19 protein-coding genes and 1 pseudogene are annotated in these 18772 nt (G+C 70.1%); 16 read left to right on the top strand and 4 right to left on the bottom strand.

Annotated features, from left to right (window positions below; all coding sequences use genetic code 11):
* The first annotated feature begins 35 nt into the window (after window positions 1-35).
* The 6 genes from ABFX55_RS37445 to ABFX55_RS37420 all read left to right on the top strand — a co-directional run bounded on the left by ABFX55_RS37445 (window position 36) and on the right by ABFX55_RS37420 (window position 6680).
* Window positions 36-992, top strand: a complete 957-nt coding sequence (locus ABFX55_RS37445) for a 3-oxoacyl-ACP synthase III family protein (protein WP_346127730.1) — start codon at window positions 36-38, stop codon at window positions 990-992.
* Window positions 993-1724 carry a glycosyltransferase gene (locus ABFX55_RS37440; protein ID WP_183653456.1) on the top strand — a complete coding sequence of 244 codons (732 nt, stop codon included), beginning with the start codon at window positions 993-995 and terminating at the stop codon, window positions 1722-1724.
* Window positions 1721-2845, top strand: a complete 1125-nt coding sequence (locus ABFX55_RS37435) for a cytochrome P450 (protein ID WP_346127728.1) — start codon at window positions 1721-1723, stop codon at window positions 2843-2845. The genes ABFX55_RS37440 and ABFX55_RS37435 overlap by 4 nt, the downstream gene beginning before the upstream one ends.
* Window positions 2842-4314 carry a class I adenylate-forming enzyme family protein gene (locus ABFX55_RS37430; protein ID WP_346127726.1) on the top strand — a complete coding sequence of 491 codons (1473 nt, stop codon included), beginning with the start codon at window positions 2842-2844 and terminating at the stop codon, window positions 4312-4314. The genes ABFX55_RS37435 and ABFX55_RS37430 overlap by 4 nt, the downstream gene beginning before the upstream one ends.
* Window positions 4311-5210 carry an NAD-dependent epimerase/dehydratase family protein gene (locus tag ABFX55_RS37425; RefSeq protein WP_346127724.1) on the top strand — a complete coding sequence of 300 codons (900 nt, stop codon included), beginning with the start codon at window positions 4311-4313 and terminating at the stop codon, window positions 5208-5210. Before ABFX55_RS37430 ends, ABFX55_RS37425 begins: the two co-directional genes overlap by 4 nt.
* Before the next feature lie 75 nt (window positions 5211-5285).
* The gene (locus ABFX55_RS37420; protein ID WP_346127723.1) at window positions 5286-6680 is read left to right on the top strand and encodes an LCP family protein; all 1395 of its coding nucleotides are present in this window, start codon (window positions 5286-5288) and stop codon (window positions 6678-6680) included.
* Here the strand turns inward: ABFX55_RS37420 and ABFX55_RS37415 are convergent.
* The gene (locus ABFX55_RS37415; RefSeq protein WP_346127721.1) at window positions 6657-7394 is read right to left on the bottom strand and encodes an SAM-dependent methyltransferase; all 738 of its coding nucleotides are present in this window, start codon (window positions 7392-7394) and stop codon (window positions 6657-6659) included. The genes ABFX55_RS37420 and ABFX55_RS37415 overlap by 24 nt on opposite strands.
* A 93-nt stretch (window positions 7395-7487) precedes the next feature.
* On the opposite strand from ABFX55_RS37415, the gene ABFX55_RS37410 reads away from it, so the two are divergent.
* The 7 genes and pseudogenes from ABFX55_RS37410 (at window position 7488) to ABFX55_RS37380 (ending at window position 13332) form a co-directional block, all read left to right on the top strand.
* On the top strand, window positions 7488-8516 hold the full coding sequence (locus ABFX55_RS37410; protein WP_346127719.1) for an ABC transporter substrate-binding protein: 1029 nt from the start codon (window positions 7488-7490) through the stop codon (window positions 8514-8516).
* Window position 8517: 1 nt separating this feature from the next.
* Window positions 8518-9258: pseudogene (locus ABFX55_RS37405) on the top strand (ABC transporter ATP-binding protein); the annotation flags it as partial.
* Between the two features lie 224 nt (window positions 9259-9482).
* Window positions 9483-10337 (top strand): ABC transporter permease, encoded by an 855-nt coding sequence (locus ABFX55_RS37400; protein WP_346127718.1) that lies wholly within the window; start codon window positions 9483-9485, stop codon window positions 10335-10337.
* Window positions 10337-10723: an RrF2 family transcriptional regulator gene (locus ABFX55_RS37395; protein WP_346127716.1), complete on the top strand. Its 387-nt coding sequence runs from the start codon at window positions 10337-10339 to the stop codon at window positions 10721-10723. The genes ABFX55_RS37400 and ABFX55_RS37395 overlap by 1 nt, the downstream gene beginning before the upstream one ends.
* Before the next feature lie 190 nt (window positions 10724-10913).
* Window positions 10914-11456, top strand: coding sequence for a GNAT family N-acetyltransferase (locus ABFX55_RS37390; RefSeq protein ID WP_346127715.1), 543 nt, complete (start codon window positions 10914-10916; stop codon window positions 11454-11456).
* 484 nt (window positions 11457-11940) lie between these two features.
* A complete protein-coding gene (locus ABFX55_RS37385; RefSeq protein ID WP_346127714.1) occupies window positions 11941-12882 on the top strand; it encodes an ATP-binding protein in 942 nt (313 codons plus the stop codon).
* A 63-nt stretch (window positions 12883-12945) separates the two neighbouring features.
* On the top strand, window positions 12946-13332 hold the full coding sequence (locus ABFX55_RS37380) for an SCO5389 family protein (protein ID WP_183653426.1): 387 nt from the start codon (window positions 12946-12948) through the stop codon (window positions 13330-13332).
* On the opposite strand, the gene ABFX55_RS37375 is transcribed toward ABFX55_RS37380, so the two are convergent.
* The gene (locus ABFX55_RS37375; protein WP_346127713.1) at window positions 13301-14374 is read right to left on the bottom strand and encodes an LLM class flavin-dependent oxidoreductase; all 1074 of its coding nucleotides are present in this window, start codon (window positions 14372-14374) and stop codon (window positions 13301-13303) included. The genes ABFX55_RS37380 and ABFX55_RS37375 overlap by 32 nt on opposite strands.
* A gap of 51 nt (window positions 14375-14425) precedes the next feature.
* Here ABFX55_RS37375 and ABFX55_RS37370 point away from each other — a divergent pair, with 51 nt between their 5' ends.
* Window positions 14426-14653, top strand: a complete 228-nt coding sequence (locus ABFX55_RS37370; protein ID WP_346127712.1) for an AbrB/MazE/SpoVT family DNA-binding domain-containing protein — start codon at window positions 14426-14428, stop codon at window positions 14651-14653.
* Between the two features lie 277 nt (window positions 14654-14930).
* Here the strand turns inward: ABFX55_RS37370 and ABFX55_RS37365 are convergent, their stop codons facing one another.
* Window positions 14931-15599, bottom strand: coding sequence for a ribonuclease HII (locus ABFX55_RS37365; protein WP_346127711.1), 669 nt, complete (start codon window positions 15597-15599; stop codon window positions 14931-14933).
* Between the two features lie 11 nt (window positions 15600-15610).
* Window positions 15611-16546 carry a LysR family transcriptional regulator gene (locus tag ABFX55_RS37360; RefSeq protein WP_346127709.1) on the bottom strand — a complete coding sequence of 312 codons (936 nt, stop codon included), beginning with the start codon at window positions 16544-16546 and terminating at the stop codon, window positions 15611-15613.
* A 79-nt stretch (window positions 16547-16625) separates the two neighbouring features.
* Here ABFX55_RS37360 and ABFX55_RS37355 point away from each other — a divergent pair, with 79 nt between their 5' ends.
* Together ABFX55_RS37355 and ABFX55_RS37350 are read left to right on the top strand one after the other, a co-directional pair.
* A complete protein-coding gene (locus tag ABFX55_RS37355; protein WP_346127707.1) occupies window positions 16626-17906 on the top strand; it encodes a pyridoxal phosphate-dependent aminotransferase in 1281 nt (426 codons plus the stop codon).
* 152 nt (window positions 17907-18058) lie between these two features.
* Window positions 18059-18703 (top strand): GNAT family N-acetyltransferase, encoded by a 645-nt coding sequence (locus ABFX55_RS37350; RefSeq protein ID WP_183653411.1) that lies wholly within the window; start codon window positions 18059-18061, stop codon window positions 18701-18703.
* The last annotated feature ends 69 nt before the right edge of the window (window positions 18704-18772 follow it).

Here is an 18772-nt window from a genome sequence, read left to right as displayed (position 1 = left end):
CCGTTCTGCAAGCCCGGGTGGCTACCGTGCTCCGTGTGAAGGCGCGCATTGTGGACATAGCGACATATCTCCCCGGCCATACGCGGACCAGCGCGGAGGTCGAGGAGCTGATCGAGGGCTTCAGGGCGCCCAGAGGGCTCATCGAGCGCCTGACGGGCATCGCCGCCCGTCACGTGGCCGCCGACGACCAGCAGGCCTCCGACCTGGCCGCCGAGGCCGCGAGGCGGCTCGACCACGACGTCGACCTGCTCATCTTCGCCTCGGCCTCGCAGGACATGGTCGAGCCCGCCACCGCCCACATCGTGGCTGCCAAGCTGGGCCTGTCGTGCCCGGTGTTCGACGTGAAGAACGCCTGCAACAGCCTGCTCAACGGGCTCCAGGTGGCCGAGGCGCTGATCCGGATGGGCGCTCATCGCAGGGTGCTGGTGTGCACCGGCGAGGTGCCGTCCAGGGCGATCAGGTGGCAGGTCAGGGACCGCGAGCAGTTCGTGGACTCCTTCGCTGGTTACACCCTGTCCGACGCGGGCGCGGCGGTGCTGGTCGCGGCCGACCGCAGGCGCGGCATCTTCTACCGCGATTTCTCGGCGCAGAGCACGGCATGGGCGATCGGCACCCTCCCAGGAGGCGGTTCCGCGCACCCGCGCGACCCCGAGTACTCCTACTTCCGCGGCGACGGCCGCCGCCTGAAGGAGGCGTTCGAGAAGGTGGGGCCCGACCTCTTCCTCAACGCCCTCAAGCGCACCGGCCTGACGTGGGACGACTTCGCGGTCGTGGCGGTCCACCAGGTGGCGCTGCCGTACCTGCGTTTCCTCGCCGACACGCTGGACATCCCCGAGGACCGGCTGGTCGTCACCCTGCCCCGGCACGGCAACTGCGCGTCGGCGACGCTCCCGCTGCAGCTCCAGCTCGGCGGCTGGGCGCCGGGCGACAGGGTGGCGATGCTCGGCCTCGGCGGCGGCATCAGCATGGGCGTCATGCTGGCGGAGATGTAGATGAAGCTCTGGGTCGTCGTCCCCGCCTACAACGAGGCGGCGGGCATCGGGGCGACGCTGCGCGCCCTGGAGGAGCAGCGCGACCGTGACTTCACCGTGGTCGTCGTGGACAACGCCAGCACCGACGGCACCGCCGAGATCGCCAGGGGCTTCGGCGTCGAGGTGATCCACGAACCGCGCAAGGGCACGGGCGCCGCGGCCGACACCGGCATGCGCCACGCGATCGCCAACGGCGCCACCCACCTGGCCAGGACCGACGCCGACTGCCTGCCGCGCGCCGACTGGACCGCCAACATCCGCCGCGCCTTCGCCGACGGGCTCGAACTCGTCGGCGGCAAGCTGCGCGCGAGGACCGACGAGTTCCCGCTGAAGCTGTGGGAACGCCGCCTCATCCCCGCCGTGGTGGAGATCGCCGCGTTCTTCGGCAAGGCGAGGCCCGGCAACCGCTCGCCCGAGTACCGCGGGCCGTACGTCATGATGCCCGGGGCCACCCTCGCCATCACCGCGGACCTCTACGAGCGGGCAGGAGGCTTCCCCCGCACCGCGATCGAGGAGGCGCACGAGGACCGCGTGCTCGTCAACAGGGTGCGCAGGCTCACCGGCGCGTACGGCTCCCGCCGCGACGTGGTGGTGTTCGGCTCGGTGCGCCGCCTGCGCGCCTACGGCCTGGTCCGCACGCTCGCCTGGTACATCGACCACCACTACAGCCCCGAGGTGATCGACATCCGATGACCGAGGAGACCAGGCTCTACCTGGCGGCCCATCCCTTCGCCTACCCGCTGATCCGCCTCATGGCGCGCCTCGGTCCCGTCGTGCGCGTGCCGGGCGTCGGCGTGGTCGTCAACGACGCCGCCGTCGCCCGCCGCGTGCTCATGGATCCCCGCTTCCGCAAGGACGGCCCCGGCTCGCCCGGCGACCTCTGGACACCCGTGCTCGGCCCCTCCGTGCTGCTCAACATGGAGGGCGCCGCGCACGCCACGCTGCGCGCCAAGCTCGCCCCGCTGTTCACGCCTTCGTCGGTCTCCGTCCTGGTGGCCGACGTGCTCGCCCAGCCGCTGAAGGAGCTGTCCGCACGGCTGGAGCGCGGCGAGAGCGTCGACCTCGTCCACCACATGCGGCTGATGGCGGGGGCGGTGATCTGCAGGGTGATCGGGCTGGGCGAGATCTCGGCCGAGCGCGCCCTCGCCCTGTTCGCCGAAGGGGAGCGCGTGGCCTCGATGGTCTCGCTCCGCACGAGGCGGCTCAACCCCCGCCAGGTCGCGGTCGCCCGCGAGGTCCTGGACGGCATCGGCGACATCGCCTCCGCCGCCTACCGCGCCGAGGACCCGTCCACGGTCATGGGCCGCATGCGCGCGCTCGGCCTGTCCGAGGCCGAGGCCAGGGGCGCTGCGGGCGCCTTCTTCCTCACCGGCACCGAGACGGTCGCCACCTTCGTCCCCCGCCTCATCGCCCTCCTCCACGACCACGGAGCGGGGAGAGGGATCGACCTCGATCTCGCCATCGAGGAGGCCATGCGGGTGACCACCCCCACCCCGGTGATGCTCCGCTCGGTCGCCGAGCCCGCCCACGTCGGAGGCGCACCCGTACGGCCAGGCGACCGCGTGCTCATCGCCACCCACAACTGCGCCCGCGCCTACGGCCCCTTCGACCCGTCCCGCCGGCACCCGCCCGAGCTGCGCAGGCTGTGGTTCGGCGCGGGGGCGCACTTCTGCCTGGGCTACCCTCTAGCGCTCGCCGAGATCCGCGCCGTCGCCTCCGCCCTGCTCCTGCACGATCTGCGCATCGTCGGACGGCGCGCGGCCCGAGGCGTCCTCATCCCCACCTACGAACACCTCTGGATCCGAGCCGCATGATCGACATCGTCAGCGGCGTTCTGGACGTGGCCTCGGCCACCCCCTCCAGAACCGCCCTCATCTCCCCTGGCGGAGAACCCGTCTCGTACGGGGCGCTGCGCGAGCGCGTCCTCACCGTCGCCCACACCCTCGCGTCCGGGACCCAGGGCGAGGAGGGATTCGGAGCGCTCTTCGCCGTCCGCCCAGGCCCCGACGCCGTCGCCATGGCGCTCGGCGCGGTGGCGGCCGGAGGGACCCTCGTACTGGCCGACCCAGGGCTCGCCCCCGAGGTCCTCGCCGGGCGCATGGCGCTGACCAGGCCGCGCTGGGTGCTCAGCGAGTCGCTCCTCTACCTGCTCAGCGGCCCGCTGAAGGGCCCCGCCAGGCGCAGGGGGCTCGTGCTGCCGAACCTGCGCGACCCGTTCCCGCACGCCCGCCACCTCTACACGGGCAGGTGGCTGCCGGGTGTGCCCGCGGGCGCGCTACGGCTCGAGGGGCTGCCCGCCGTCCAGGCCGTTCCCCTGGTCCACGACCACCCGGCCGTGGTGGCCTTCACCTCGGGCACCACCGAGCAGCCCAAGGGCGTCGTGCACACCAGGCGGTCGCTGTCGGAGGGGCTGCGGCTGTTCACCGAGGCCGTCTCGCTCGGTCCCGAGGACATCGTGCACACCGACCAGTTCATCCTCGGCCTTCCCGCGCTGATCGCGGGCGCCACGTGGTCCATGCGGGGGCGCGGCGACTACGCACAGGAGCTTGCCGCGAGGGAGGCCACGCACGCGTTCTCGGTCCCCGTGAAACTGCACGAACTCCTCTCACGGACGCCCTCTCTTCCTGACACCCTGCGCTGCCTGCTTCTCGGCGCCGCCCCCGCGCCGCCCGCCGTCCTGAGGAAGGCCATGGCGGCGGCGCCCTCGGCCAGGGTGCTGTCGGTATACGCGATGACCGAGGCGCTGCCCATCGCGATCGCCACGGCGGAGGACAAGCTCGCCACCACCGAGGGGGACCTGCTCGGCGCGCCCCTGCCGGGGGTGGGCGTCCGGGTCGCGGGCGACGGCGAGCTCTTCGTCAGCGGCCCGCACCTCGCCCACGGCTACCTCGGGCACGACCCCCTCACCGAGCTGCCCACCGGCGACCTCGTCAGGCTCGACGACCGGGGCCGCCTCGTCCTGCTCGGCAGGAAGAAGGACATGATCCTGAGGGACGGCGTGAACATCTACCCGGGCCTGTACGAGCCCGCCATCGCCGCTCTTCCCGGCGTGAGCGAGGCGGCCATCGTCGGGCTCGCCGATCAGGAGACGGGTGACGAGGAGGTCGTCCTCGCCCTGACCACGACGGCGGGCTACGACGAGAGGGCGCTGCGCAGGGCCCTGCCCGGCCTCGTGGACGCCGCCGCGCTGCCCGACCGGATCGTGACGCTGCCCGAACTGCCCCGCAAGGGCCGCAGCGACAAGCTCGACAGGGCGGCGATCAGGACGCGGGTGGCCCGATGAGGGTCGCGGTCACCGGCGCCTCCGGCTTCGTGGGCGGCCACGTGTGCAGGGCCGCGGCGGCGAGGGGCTGGGAGGTGCTCGCCTTCGGCAGGAGGCCGCACGCCGATCTGGGCGGCGTGCCGTACGCCTCGTGGGACCTGGTCCACGGCGAGCCGCCGGGTGAGCGGGTCGACGCGGTGATCCACTGCGCGGGCAGCGTGACCGACTGGGGCCCGCCCGCGGAGATCTGGCAGGCCAACGTCACCGGCACCCGCAACGCCGTGGCCGCCTTCCCCGGCGCCCGTTTCGTCCACGTGAGTACGGCCAGCGTCTACGACCCCTTCCGTCCCACGGTGATGGCCGCCGAGTCCGAGGCCCCCGTCAGGCGGTACGCCAACGCCTACGGCGCCGCCAAGGCCGGCGCCGAGCACGCCGTCAGGGGCGATGCGGTGATCCTGCGCCCGCACGCGATCTACGGCAGCGGCGACACCACCCTGCTCCCCCGCCTGCTGCGCTCGGTCAGGGCGGGCAGGCTCCTCGCGGTGGGCAGCGGCGCGACCAGGCTCAGCCTCACCTCGGTGGACAACCTCGTGCGGGCCTGCCTGCTGGCCACGACCGGCCCTCCCGGCGTCTACAACGTGACCGACAGCGAGCCCGTCACCCTGGACTCCGCCCTGCGCGCCGTCCTGCGCGAGCGGGGCATCGATGCCGAACCCGTCTACCTCGCCCAGGGCCTGGCCATGCGCATGGCCGCACTCGCCGAGACCGCCGCCGTGATCACTGGGCGCCCACCCCGTCTGACCAGGTACGCCGTCGGGCATCTGGCCGTCGAGCGCACTCTCGACATCACCAGAGCGAGGAGAGATCTCGGCTACGACCCCACGCCCACCGCGTTCGAGGGCGCCGCGTCCTGGTGAGGTATGCGGGATTTTGCCGAGCCGCGAGGCTTAGCTTGGCACAATCATCCCAAAACCGTTACTAACCTGTGATGGATGTGGATGGTTGGTGAAGAGCGTGACTTCCGTACAGGCGAGAGCATCGGTCTGACGATCGGCTCTGCCGTTTTGTGGGGGGTGGCGCACATCGCCACGGGACGGCAGCGCACCGGTTTCGCGCTCATGACCCTCTACCTCGTGGTGGTCGCGTTCATCATCACGCTGGCCACGGCGTTCAGGGGTCAGCTGCTCTCGCTGGCCGTCAGGCCCTCGTGGCTCATGGGGCTCACCATCGCCATCGCCTCGATCGCCGTCATCTGGTCGGTGGTGATCCTCTGGTCCTTCTGGCTGGTCAGGCCGGCCGCCGCGGGCCGCAGCGCAGCCGCCGCCACCGCCGGGCTGCTCTGCCTGCTGATCATCGCGCCGAGCGCCTGGGCCACCCGCCTGGCGTACGTCTCGCATGACGTGGTGAGCAGCGTCTTCTCCGCCACCAGCACGACGCCCGTGGTCGCCATGGACCCGTGGAACGGCGCCGCTCGCGTCAACATCCTGCTGGTCGGCGCCGACGCGGCCGCGAACAGGGTCGGCGTCAGGACCGACAGCATGACGGTGGCCAGCGTCGACACCGCCACGGGCGCGACCACGCTGTTCAGCCTGCCGCGCAACCTGGAGCAGGTCCAGCTGCCCAAGGGCCCCGCCCGCGAGCGCTTCCCCTACGGGTTCACCGGCGAGGGCCCCCAGACCCCCGGCCTGCTCAACGAGGTCTACCAGTACGCCGAGGACCACCCCGAGATGGTGCCGGGCGTGCGGGCCGGCCATCGCGGCTCCACCCTGCTCAAGGAGACCGTCAGCGACATCCTCGGCATCCCCGTGCGCTACTACGCCATGGTCGACATGGCCGGCTTCGCCGAGATGATCGACGCCATGGGCGGTGTGAAGATCACCATCAACGAGCCCATCGTCTACGGCAAGTACAACGAGGGCCTCCTGCCCGCGGGCACCCGCAAACTGTCGGGCGCGGAGGCGCTCTGGTACGGCCGCTCGCGCACCAACAGCGACGACTACGTCCGCATGGGCCGCCAGAAGTGCCTGCTCAACGCGGTGGCCCAGCAGGCCGACCCGGTGACGCTGCTCAACAGCTTCGAGCGTCTCGCCACCGCCACCAAGCGGGCGATCTCCACCGACATCCCTCAGGACCTGCTGCCCGCCCTGGTCGACCTCGGCCAGAAGGTCAAGGGCACCCACATCAGGAGCCTGCAGTTCGTGCCGCCCCTGATCAGCACCGCCGACCCCGACTGGAACCTGATCAGGGACAAGGTGGCCGACGCGCTGGAGAACAGGCCGACCGCCCCGAAGCCGGCCACGGCCAAGCCCAGCTCGACCCCCGGCTCGACCCCCAGTGCGACCCCCAGCCCGCAGGGGCCGATCTCACTCGACCAGGTCTGCGGCTAGCAACAGCGTGACGAAGCCGAGCACGCCCCTGTAGCCGTTCAGCCACATCTCGCGGTGCTCCAGCGCCGCGGCCCTGGCCTGCTCCCCGTCGGGACCCGGGTTCGCCGACGCCCAGCGCAGCAGCGAGCCCGTCCACGACCACTCGTACTCGTCCCACTCGCCCAGCTCGCTGGTGTGGGCGTACACGGTGCGGAAGCCTGAGGCCTCGGCCCTGGCCAGGGTGCGGGCCAGGTCCTCGTAGTCGCCGATCTCGGCGCGCAGCTCCTCGCTCGGCTCCTTCTCGTAGAACCCCTCTCCGACCAGCGCGAGCCCGCCAGGCTTGAGGAACTTCCTGATCTGCTCCAGCGTCGGCGTCAGCCCGTCGAAGGCGTGCGTGGAGCCCACGCAGAGCACCAGGTCGTACGGTTCAGCCGGGCTGAAGCCCGCCGCGGACACCAGGTGCAGCCCGAGCCTGTCGGCCACGCCCTTCGCGGTGGCGGCGGCCCGCGCGGCGTCGAGGGCGGGCTGGGAGATGTCGACGCCGTCGCCGGTGGCGTCGCCGTACATCTCCAGCAGCCTGACGAGCCAGAAACCCTCACCGCAGCCCAGGTCGAGGACGCGCGCGCCCTCGGGCAGCCTGGCCCGGCGCAGCAGCCGGTCGAGGTGGGCCTCCGAGATCGGCGCGGCGATCTGGTGGTCGGCGTGTGCGAGGTGGCTGATCAGCTGACGGTCCATGACCAGTCACCCTAATGCGGACTTGACGAGATGGATCCAAGGGGTTTTGATGTACACATAGCCGACTTATTAAGTAGGAAATAGGGAGTAGTGATGAAGAGGCTTGCCGCCGCCGTCGCCGTACTGGCTGTGACCACGCTCGCGGCTGCCTGCGGGTCCTCCCCCAGCGCACCCGCGGCCGAGAACAGGCAGGTGCGCCTGGGCTACTTCCCCAACATCACGCACGCCACTGCGCTCTACGGCATCGAGAAGGACCTGTACGCCAAGTCGCTCGGCGTCCCCGTGACGACCAGCACGTTTAACGCGGGACCCGCCGCCATCGAGGCGGTCTTCTCCGGCGCGGTCGACGCCACCTACATCGGCCCGAACCCGGCCATCAACGCCTGGGAGAAGTCCAAGGGCAAAGCGATCAACATCGTCGCGGGCGCCGCTTCAGGCGGCGTCTTCCTCGTCGTCAAGCCGGAGATCAACTCCGTCGAGGATCTCAAGGGCAAGAAGATCGCCACGCCGCAGCTCGGCAACACCCAGGACGTGGCCCTGCGGCACTGGCTGCTGGAGAAGGGCATCAAGACCGACACCAAGGGCGGCGGCGAGGTCAGCATCGTCCCGCAGGAGAACTCCCAGACGCTGCAGACCTTCGCCACCGGCGACATCGACGGCGCGTGGGTGCCCGAGCCGTTCGCCAGCCGCCTGGTCCTCGAGAGCAAGGGCAAGATCCTTCAGGACGAGCGCGAGCTCTGGCCGGGCAAGCAGTTCGTGATCACCCACCTGATCGTCCGCCAGGAGTGGGCCAAGGCCAACCCGGACCTGCTCAAGAAGCTCGTCGAGGCGCACGTGCAGTCCACCCAGGAGATCAACGCCGATCCCGACGCCGCGGCCAAGGTCGTCAACGCCTCCGTCCAGAAGCTGACCGGCAAGCCGCTCAAGCCCGAGGTGCTGGCCAGCGCGTTCAAGAACATCACCTTCACCAACGACCCGATCGCCTCCTCGCTCACCGGCAGCGCGGACCATGCCGTGAAGGTCGGGCTGCTCAAGCCCGTCGACCTCAACGGCATCTACGACCTGAAGATCCTCAACGAGGTCCTTGCCGCCAGGGGCCAGCAGTCGATCAAGGACAAGTGATATGACCGTCCAGGTGGACCGCCAGGTCGCGGTACGACTCGATGCAGTCTCCAAGCGCTACGGCGACCTGCTCGCGCTCGACAGGGTCGGGCTGAGCGTCGCCCCCGGTGAGTTCGTCTGCCTCCTGGGCGCCTCCGGCTGCGGCAAGAGCACGCTGCTCTCGCTCGTCGCCGGGCTCGACGAGCCCACGGCGGGACAGATCACCACGACGGGCCGCAGGGTCGCGATGATGTTCCAGGAGCCCGCGCTGTTCCCCTGGCTCACCGTCGCGGCCAACGTCGAGATGGCGATGAGGGAGCTGCCCAGGCGCGAGCGACGCGCCAGGGCGGAGGAGTTCCTGGAGATGGTCCACCTGGGCGGCTTCGGCAAGAAGCGTCCACACGAGCTGTCCGGCGGCATGCGCCAGCGCGTCGCTCTGGCCCGCTCGCTGGCCCAGGACGCCGACGTGCTGCTCATGGACGAGCCGTTCGGCGCGCTCGACGCCATGACCCGCGACCTGCTGCACGACGAGCTGGAGCGGATCTGGCGCGAGCGGGAGCTGTCGGTCCTGTTCGTCACCCACAACGTCCGCGAGGCCGTACGGCTGGGCGACCGGGTCGTCCTGCTGAGCAGCAGGCCCGGCAAGGTCGTCGAGGAGTTCCCCGTGCGGTTGGCGCGGCCTCGCCGTACGGACTCGGCGGAGGTGGCGACGCTGGCCGCCCGCATCACCGACCAGCTCAAGCAGGAGGTCGCCCGCCACGCGGAGACCTCAGGCCGGACCTCCGCCGCCCGCCCCGCCGAACCCTCCCCACAGCCTTCCGCCGAACAGACAGCCACGCCTCCGGCGGAGACGGCTTCGGCGGGGACGGCCTCGGCACAGAACCACGCGGAAGGGACCGCCTCGGCGCCGAACCATCCGACGGAGGCCGCCTCGGCGCGGAACCATCCGGCGGAGGCCGCCTCGGCGCGGAACGGAGGAGCGCGCTCGTGAGCACCGACACGCACGCGGCCCAGCTGGCCGGTCTCGACGCCCTCGAGATCCAGGAGAAGCGACGCCGCCACCTCGTCACCCGCCTCTGGGCCAGGCTGTGGCCGATCACCCTCGCCGTCGGCATCGTGCTGGCCATCTGGCAGGGCGTGGTCTGGGCCGGGTTCTGGGAGCCCTGGGTCTTCGCCGGCCCCACGGAGGTCTTCCCTGTCCTGTACGAGCGCCTCGGCACCGCCGAGTTCTGGCAGGCCGTCGGGGTCACCATGCGCCGCGCGGTCACCGGCTTCGCCGCCGCCGTCCTGATCGGGCTGATCGTCGGCGCGCTCGTCTCCAGGGTCAAGGTGCTGCGCGCCGCCTTCGGCTCGCTCATCACCGGCCTGCAGACCATGCCGTCGATCGCCTGGTTCCCCCTGGCGATCCTGCTGTTCAAGCTGAGCGAGAGCGCCATCATCTTCGTGGTGATCCTCGGAGCCGCACCCTCCATCGCCAACGGCCTCATCACCGGCGTCGACTACACCCCGCCGCTCCTCCTGCGCGCGGGACACGTGCTCGGCTTCCGCAGGCTCCAGCTCTACCTGCACGTGATCCTGCCCGCGTCCCTGCCGTCGTTCCTCGCAGGGCTCAAGCAGGGCTGGGCCTTCGCCTGGCGGTCGCTGATGGCGGGCGAGATCGTGGTCATCATCGCCAACCAGCCCTCGCTCGGCGAACAGCTCCACTACGCCAGGGAACTGGCCGACTCGGCGGGCCTCCTGGCCACGATGATCGTCGTCCTGGTGCTCGGCATCGTCATCGACCTGCTCTTCGAGACCGGCGACAACGCCCTGCGCCGCCGCTGGGGCCTGCGGGCAGGCTGATGCACCTGTCCGCGCGAACCCAGTACGCGTTGCGGGCGCTGACCGAGCTGGCCGCGGCGCCACCAGGGCCTGTCCCTGCCGAGCGGATCGCCACCATGCAGGGCATCCCCCGCAAGTTCCTCGACAACATCCTGCTCCAACTACGCAGAGCGGGACTCATCCGCAGCCAGCGCGGACCCGACGGCGGGTACTGGCTCGCCAGGCCCGCCGACGAGATCACGCTGGCGGAGGTGATCCTGCTGATCGAGGGACGGCACGAGCACGGCGACTACCCGGGGGTGGCGCAGCCGCTCGCCGAGCTGTGGACCGCGCTACGCGAACACGAGGAACGCCTGCTCACCGAGATCACCTTCGCCCAGATCGTCACCTCCCGCGCCACCCCCTAGCCATCAGACTCAGCCGTTCGCCGGAGCCCGGCCGCATCCGCCGACTTCCATCGATCTGGTTGTCGATCCCCACATATAGTGCGATCAAGAAGGTGTCCAGGTCTGTCGCCACAAACGGATCTTGGGCGCCTTCGCTGTGTCTGGGGGCCGGATGCCCGAAGGCAGCCCGACTGAGGGAGATCGATCGGCGATGAGGTTGGAAACTGAGCGGCTGGTGCTGCGTCGCTGGCGGGAGGAGGATTTGGAACCACTGGCCGCGATCGACGGAGATCCGGAGGTCATGCGCTTCATCGGTGATGGCTCCGTTCGCACCAGGGAGCAGACCGCGGCCGCGCTCGCGTTCATGGAGCGAGGGTGGGACGAGCGTGGCTTCGGGATATTCGCCGTGGAGCCGCGTGAGACCGGGGAACTGGCCGGTTGGGTCGGGTTGACGATCCCCGGCTTCCTGCCCGAGGTGCTGCCGGCTGTGGAGATCGGCTGGAGGCTGGGACGGCGATTCTGGGGCCGGGGTATTGCCACCGAGGCAGCCAGAGAGGCACTGCGCTTCGGATTCACCGAGGCGGGCCTTGATCGGATCATCAGCATCTGCCACGTCGATCACCACGCGTCCGCCCGCGTGATGACGAAGCTGGGCATGCGCCAAGAACGGGAGACGGTAGTCCCTTCCCACGGGCAGCCGGTGCGAGTCCTGGCGATCACCCGCGGTGAATTCGATGTCATCCACGGCGGCTGATCTGAAGTCGACGCTCAGCGAAACACGGTTCCCGGACTTCGGACTACTCGCCTAGAAGCCGACCAACCTCCGGAGCCGACCCACCCAGACAACCCACAAGAGACGACCCACCAGCAGACGACCGCCAGCAGACGGGCCCCCGGCAGACGGCCCCCCGGCAGACAGCTCGCGGGAGACGGCTCGCGGGGGACCGGACGCTGAGGATGACTAGCTGAGGACGACTCGCTGGGCATGACCCGCACGCGGGACAGTCCTCCCGTCCACCGGGAACTGCCCACCTCCGAGGACCGCCGCCCAGAGACCGCCCGCCGGAAGCCCGCCCGCCCGCCTCGGTGACTCACTCGAGACGGCCGGATCAGCGCCAGGGGCCGCCGTGGGTTCTTCGCTGGTTCGGCAAAATCCTTCGGCATCCGGGCGGCCTCCCCCGCTCCGCTGTGTCATGCTCAATCGGAAACGGTTTTCATACTCAGATGGGATCGTCGACGTGAGAGTGGCGTTCGTTGGCAAGGGCGGCAGCGGCAAGACCACGGTGTCCGCATTGTTCGCGAGATACGTGGCGAGTCTGGGCGACCCCGTGGTCGCCGTCGACGCCGACATCAACCAGCACCTGGCGCTGGTGCTCGGCCTTGAGGAGGCGCCCGAGCCGCTCGGCGCGCACCTCACGGAGATCAAGGAGCTGCTGCGCGGCTCCAACCCCCTGATCGCGAGCGCCGAGGCGATGGTCAAGACGACTCCGCCGGGACGCGGCTCCCGCATCCTCCGCTTCGACGACCTGCCGTACACCGTGCGGACCCCCGAGGGGCCGCGCCTCATGGCCACCGGGCCCTTCAGCGAGGACGACCTCGGTGTGGCCTGCTACCACTCCAAGGTCGGCGCGGTGGAGCTGCTGCTCAACCACCTGGTCGACGTGCACGGCGAGTACGTGGTCGTGGACATGACCGCCGGTGCCGACTCCTTCGCCTCCGGCCTGTTCACCAGGTTCGACCTGACGTTCCTGGTCGCCGAGCCGACCAGGCAGGGCGTGAGCGTCTACCGGCAGTACCGCGAGTACGCCGCCGACTACGACGTGCCCATCGCGGTGGTCGGCAACAAGGTGCACGGACCCGACGACGTGGAGTTCCTGCGCGAGCACGTCGGCGACGACCTGCTGACCTGGATGGAGCACTCCACGGCGGTCCGCGCCATGGAGCAGGGCCGCCCCTTCACCCTCGACGACCTGGAGCCCACCAACGCCGAGGCGCTGTCGGTGCTGGTCAAGGCGGTCGACGCGCGCGAGAAGGACTGGGTTCGCTTCGGCCACCAGGCGGCGGAGTTCCACCTGCGCAACGCCCGCGCCTGGGCCAACGAGCGCACGGGGCTCGACCTGTCCGAGCAGATCGATCCCGGCTTCGTGTACGGCCCCGCGTCACTCGACTGTCGCCCTTAAGCCATCTGGAGCACTCCCGACTCCCCACCTAGCGTCAAGTAGTTCCCTTTGAGAGGAGACAGCATGTCGCTGACCGTTCCGAACGATCTACTCGAACAGGCCAAGGCCGGACACGTGGACGACGCAGCCTTCGTCGCCTGCGTCCGCGACTCCCTGCCCTACGCCTGGTCGATGATCAGCGAGCTGGTCAAGCAGCGTGAGCACTCAGGAGCCGAGTTCACCGACAACCACACCCCGCCGCCCGACGAGGAGGCCCGCGGCCAGCTCCTTCGCTGCCTGGCGAGCGACTCGATGCGCGGCGCCCTCGAACGTCACTTCGGGGTACGGCTCGCCTTCCAGAACTGCCACAGGGTCGCGGTGTTCGACCCGGCCGCCACCGAGGCCCTGCGCGAGTTCGTCACTCCGAGGGCGCAGATACTCAACCAGAGTCCCGAGCTCGTCGACTGCTGAGCCTCGGTAGCACCTCGGCGCCCAGGCGCCTGATGTTCTCGAGGGTGCGGGCCGTGTCTCCCGCGCCCTCGACCATCAGGACGAGATGCTCGATCCCGGTGACCTGCCTGGTCCTCTCGATCGCCGCGACGCAGTGATCGGCGTCGCCGACCGGATGCACCTCCGTCAGGAACTCCACGTACTTTCCGACGTCCCGCACCGGCCGCGCCCTGCCGTCCACCGGCACGTATCCGGCCAACCCGGGCTCGAGCCACCGCGGCATCGCCTCGCGAAGCTCCTGTACGGCCCGCGCGGTGCTGTCCCCCACGAACCCCACGGCCGCGGCCACGTGCGCGACGCCGTCGCCTTCGCCCAGGCCGCCCGAGAGCGTTGAGCGGCGGATCGCCTCGTAGGAGGCGACGGCGGCCGCCTTCTCCTCGTCGTTGATATGCATGCCGAGCAGCATCGGCAGGCCGCGTTCGGCCGCCAGCCGGGTCGTCTCCTGCGACGTGCACGCCACCACGGGAGTCATCCGCGCCGACGGGACCATCGGCACCTCGCGGAAGGCGAAGAACTCCCCCTCCGCCGAGACCCGGTCGCGGCCCAGCGCCGCGCACAGCACGTCCAGGGACTCGGCGAACCCCCGCTCGAACCTCGGCAGCCCGGTGCCGAACACCTCCAGATCCACCCACGGGCCGCCCCTGCCGACGCCCAGGGTGAACCGTCCGCCCGACAGGTGGTGCAGCATCGCCGCCTGCTCGGCCAGCGCCACAGGATGCTGCGTGGACAGCACGCTCACGGCCGTCCCGAGGTGGACGCGCGAGGTCCGCCCGAGCGCCACCGCGGCCATCGTGATCGCCGAGGGGCACACGCCGTAGGACATGAAGTGGTGCTCGGCGATCCACGCGTCGTCGAACCCCGCCTCCTCTGCCGCCACGACCGCCTCGACCGTGTCCCGCAGCACCTGACCTGGGCGCATGCCCGGAAACTGGGCAGCGATCAGAAATATCCCGACCCGCACCTCACCGATACTGACCGATTCTTGAAGGTCGGGACAGGGCATGGTTGGAGGTATTCCACGTGACACATGAACACGAGAATCAGTGATCGCAGTATGCGGATCAACAGCAAGGGACAGGTCACCATTCCTGCGTCGCTCAGGGAGAAATACGATCTTCATGAAGGAGACGAGGTCGATGTGGTGGAGGTCGGCGACTCCTTGCAGATCGTCCGAAGGGAGGGCGCCGAATCCCGCGGAAAGCGGCTCACGCGACACATGCGACGAAAAGCCACGAGGCGGATGAGCACCGATCAACTGATGGAGCTTCTCCGTGGCGAGTAGACGACCCCATCTCGCCTCAGTGTCACCCCGTCCAGTGACGCTGATAGATACCTGTGTCCTTCTTGACGTCCTCATGGAGGATCCGACCTGGGCATACTGGTCCGACGACGCTATCGCCCAAGCCAAGACGGAGGGCAGCGTCGTCATTCATCAAGAGTTCGCCTCTTCCCGACTTCTACATCGGCGCACATGCGGCCGTGGAGTCCTACCGACTTCTCACACGCGACGTCCAGCGCTGCAGGACCTACTTCTCCACCGTCGAGCTGGTCTGTCCCAACTAGCCGAAGAGGGAGATCTGGCCCTCGCCGACCGCCGCGTCTCGGTGGATCTTGAGGTGGCGCCACTGCGGGAGGTCGTCCAGGTACGACCACGACAGCCGATGGTGCGCCGTGGGCCCGTGCGTCGCCAAGGCGCCCTGGTGCACGGGCGACGGATACCCCGCGTTCTCGCCGAACCCGTACTCCTCGCACCCGATCGTCCCCATGTACGCGTCGCGTCGCTCCTTGGCCAGCACCGAGGCCGCCGCCACCGAGATCGACGCCTGGTCCCCCTTCACCTCCAGGCGGACCGGCCACGGCGAGCCGATGTAGTCGTGCGAGCCGTCCAGGATCACCACGTCAGGACGCACAGGCAGCGCCTCCAGGGCCCGATGAGCGGCTCGGCGCAGCGCCTCGGTCATCCCCACCGTGTCGATCTCGGTGTGGGACGCCTCGCCGTAGCCGATGCCATGCGCCCACGATTCCAGCAGCGGCACCAGGGCGGCCCTGCGGGCGGCGGACAGCTGCTTGGAGTCGGTCAGGCCGGCCGGTGGCGGAGACAGGTCGGTCACGACGGCGCAGACGGTGACAGGGCCCGCCCATGCGCCGCGGCCGACCTCGTCGATGCCCGCGACGATCTTCCCTCGCGGTCCTGACAGGAGCGTCTCGATGGAGTACGTGGGAGCCACGGCACCGAAGGCTACCGGTGCGCCAGCCGTACGGGCTCCAGATCGGCGGCGAGGAGGCGGGCGGCCACGTGGATGGCGCGCAGCGTCACCGACACCGACGGGCGGTGGACGCTGGAGCCCCTGGCGACGGCGTTCACGTCGCGTCCGACGGGAGAGCCGGGGAACTCCCTGACGGCGATGCCGCGCACGCCCGCCGCCAGCGCCAGCGCGGGCACGGCGGCGATGCCGATGCCCTTGGCCACCAGGGAGAGGATCGTCCCGAGGCCCTCGAACTCCCATGGGGTGGGCCTGGCGCCGCCGACGTCGGCGAAGAGCCTGTCGACGGCCAGTCGGGACGGCTCGCCGTCGGGCGTGGCCATCCATGGCTCGTCGCGCAGTTCGCGCAGGTCGATGGGCACGTCGGCGGCGGCGAGCCGGTGCTTGCGCGGCACGACGAGGACGAGGGGGTCGTGCAGCAGCGGGAAGACCCTCAGGGAGTCGCTGTCGCGCGCCCTGCCGTACCAGTCGTCGACGAGGGCGATGTCCACCTCGCCCGACTGCACCTCGCGCATGCCCCTGCCCGAGCGGGACTGCCCGAGCCTCAGCGTCAGCCCGGTGTGGCGGCGCAGCGAGCGGGCGAGCGCGGGCGCGAAGGCCACGGCGGCCGTCGGGAAGGCGGTCAGCACGACCCGTCCGGTGGGGGTGCCCGCCTGCGCCGACAGGTCGGACTCCGCCTCCTCCACCATCGTGAGGATCCGCTCGGCGTGGGCGACGAGCCTGCGCCCCGCGTCGGTCAGTTCGGCGCTGCGCGCGGTGCGGTCGAGCAGCGCGGTGCCGGTCTCGCGTTCGAGCGCGGCCAGTTGCTGCGAGACCGCCGAAGGGCTGTAGCCGAGTGACTCGGCGACCCCGGCGATGCTCCCCCTGCGGGAGAACTCGCAGATCAAGATGAGACGGCGAAGATCGAGCATCGGACTTCCTTATGCCTACCCATGAAAAGCCTCGCTTGTGCTGATGCCTTCATACAACCAGGCTGGGAACGTGACAAACATGAGCGTGACACTGTCCGCCACCTTGGCGGCCAACGAAGACATCGAGCGAAGACGACGCGCCGGGGAACGCGTGCTGCACCTGGCCTTCGGTGAGGCCGGTCTGCCCGTCCACCCGGCGCTGCGCCACAAGCTCGTCGCCGCCTCCGACCTGAACGGCTACGGGCCGGTGGCGGGGGCCGCGGAGTTGCGCAAGGCGGCGGCGGGTTACTGGACTCGAAGGGGACTCGTCACCGAACCCGACCTGGTCGTGTGCGGGCCAGGCAGCAAGTCACTGCTGTACGGCCTGCTGCTGGCCATCGGCGGGGACGTCGTGCTGACCATGCCGAGCTGGGTCAGCTACGCCGCACAGGCCGACCTGGTCGGATCCAGGCCGATCATGGTTCCTGCGCCCCCCGGCGAGGGAGGGGCGCCCGACCCCGATCGCGTCGCCTCCGCCGTGCTGCACGCCCGCTCCCAGGGCAGGACCGTCCGCTCCGTGCTCGTGACACTGCCCGACAACCCCACGGGACGGCTCGCGACGCCGCAGACCATCGGCCGCCTGGTCGAGGTCGCCCGCGAGCTCGACCTCACGATCATCTCCGACGAGATCTACCGCGACCTCGTCCACGACACGCAGACGCCGTTCCTGTCGCCCGCCGACCTGGCTCCCGAGCGGACCGTGATCACCACGGGCCTGAGCAAGAGCCTGGCCCTCGGCGGCTGGCGCATCGGCGTGGCCAGGCTGCCGAACCAGGACCTGCTCGGCAGGATGCTCGCGATCGCCAGCGAGATCTGGTCGGCCCCCGCCGCTCCCGTCCAGGAGGCGGCCACCTACGCCTTCACCGAGCCGCCCGAGCTGGTCGAGCGCGTCGTGCGGAGCAGGAGGCTGCACGGCGTGGTCGCGCACGCCGTCCACGCGGCCTTCGTGGAGGCCGGGGCCAGTGTGCCGCTCCCGCAGGGCGGCTTCTACCTGTACCCGGATCTGGGCTACCTCCAGGCGGGCGGCTCCGTCGAGGTGACCAAGCTGCTGCTCAACGATCACGGCATCGCCGTACTCCCGGGACAGGCCTTCGGGGACGACCCCTCGGCGGCCAGGGTGAGGGTGGCGACCAGCCTGATGTACGGCGAGAGCCCCGAGGAGCGGCTGACCGCGCTGACCTCCTGCGACCCGCTCTCTCTGCCATGGATCGCGGCCAATCTCGAGCACCTGTCGACGGGTCTGCGCAACCTCTCGGCGCAGCGGACAGCGCCCCGGCGATCCCGGCGCGCGACGCTGCTTCCAACCCCGGTGCACGGCTAGGCATCGGTTTGGCAAACTTTGCTCCTCAGGCTGATCGCAGAGCCCTACGATCAGCCCCTTGACCTGGGGAAACGGCATCACTGCAGAAAGCTGCAAAAGATAGCCCGTGAGTCCTGGTATCTCGTGGGGCGCGCAAGCCCCATCATGTGCTCATGCCCGCTTTTGTCACCCTGTCCGGGCGCCTCGTGCGCCTGGAACCTCTCAGCCTCGCGGCGGTCGATGACCTCGTCGCCGCGGCGAGTGAAGACCGCTCCACGTATGCCTTCACTCGTGTTCCCGATGGGCGGGAAGAGATGGTCTCCTACGTGGAGGCCGCTATGGCTGAGCAGGCGGAAGGCCGGACGATGCCTTTCGCCATCCGGTGGCTCCACACCGACCGCGTCGTCGGTGCCACCCGCCTCATGCACCTGGAGTACTGGCAGGGCCCCATGCCCTGGCCTCCGGGCACGCGTGGCGCGGTGGGCGAAGTCCCTTCCGTCGCCGACATCGGCTACACCTGGCTCTCCGCTGCGGCGCAGGGCACAGGTGTGAACAGGGAGAGCAAGTTCCTGATGCTCTCGCTGGCCTTCGACACCTGGGGCGTCCACCGCATCACTCTCAAAGCAGACGTTCGCAACACGCGATCCCGGGCCGCGATCGAGGCTCTCGGCGCGCACCTTGACGGTGTGCGACGGGCAGACAGCCGAGGCGCCGACGATACGGTCCGAGATACCGCCTACTACTCGATCCTGAGCTCGGAGTGGCCCATGGTTCGAGAACGGATGGCTCAGAGACTCGGTCTCGTCGAAGCCGCATAAGCACGTTCCTACGAACAGAACTTGGGACACGAAGGCCCTGCCCGCTTGCGTCGGGCAGGGCCTGGTGTT

This window comes from Nonomuraea roseola, assembly GCF_039535395.1.
GTDB lineage: Bacteria > Actinomycetota > Actinomycetes > Streptosporangiales > Streptosporangiaceae > Nonomuraea > Nonomuraea roseola.
Note: the sequence above shows the minus strand (reverse complement) of the source record. Positions and strands in the feature narration are given on the sequence as shown.

Coding starts and splice junctions, on each gene's coding strand:
- ABFX55_RS37440 (WP_183653456.1), top strand. CDS start 993: ATGAAGCTCTGGGTCGTCGTCCCCGCCTACAACGAGGCGGCGGGCATC.
- ABFX55_RS37435 (WP_346127728.1), top strand. CDS start 1,721: ATGACCGAGGAGACCAGGCTCTACCTGGCGGCCCATCCCTTCGCCTAC.
- ABFX55_RS37430 (WP_346127726.1), top strand. CDS start 2,842: ATGATCGACATCGTCAGCGGCGTTCTGGACGTGGCCTCGGCCACCCCC.
- ABFX55_RS37425 (WP_346127724.1), top strand. CDS start 4,311: ATGAGGGTCGCGGTCACCGGCGCCTCCGGCTTCGTGGGCGGCCACGTG.
- ABFX55_RS37420 (WP_346127723.1), top strand. CDS start 5,286: ATGTGGATGGTTGGTGAAGAGCGTGACTTCCGTACAGGCGAGAGCATC.
- ABFX55_RS37415 (WP_346127721.1), bottom strand. CDS start 7,394: ATGGACCGTCAGCTGATCAGCCACCTCGCACACGCCGACCACCAGATC.
- ABFX55_RS37410 (WP_346127719.1), top strand. CDS start 7,488: ATGAAGAGGCTTGCCGCCGCCGTCGCCGTACTGGCTGTGACCACGCTC.
- ABFX55_RS37395 (WP_346127716.1), top strand. CDS start 10,337: ATGCACCTGTCCGCGCGAACCCAGTACGCGTTGCGGGCGCTGACCGAG.
- ABFX55_RS37390 (WP_346127715.1), top strand. CDS start 10,914: ATGAGGTTGGAAACTGAGCGGCTGGTGCTGCGTCGCTGGCGGGAGGAG.
- ABFX55_RS37380 (WP_183653426.1), top strand. CDS start 12,946: ATGTCGCTGACCGTTCCGAACGATCTACTCGAACAGGCCAAGGCCGGA.
- ABFX55_RS37375 (WP_346127713.1), bottom strand. CDS start 14,374: ATGCCCTGTCCCGACCTTCAAGAATCGGTCAGTATCGGTGAGGTGCGG.
- ABFX55_RS37370 (WP_346127712.1), top strand. CDS start 14,426: ATGCGGATCAACAGCAAGGGACAGGTCACCATTCCTGCGTCGCTCAGG.
- ABFX55_RS37360 (WP_346127709.1), bottom strand. CDS start 16,546: ATGCTCGATCTTCGCCGTCTCATCTTGATCTGCGAGTTCTCCCGCAGG.
- ABFX55_RS37355 (WP_346127707.1), top strand. CDS start 16,626: ATGAGCGTGACACTGTCCGCCACCTTGGCGGCCAACGAAGACATCGAG.
- ABFX55_RS37350 (WP_183653411.1), top strand. CDS start 18,059: ATGCCCGCTTTTGTCACCCTGTCCGGGCGCCTCGTGCGCCTGGAACCT.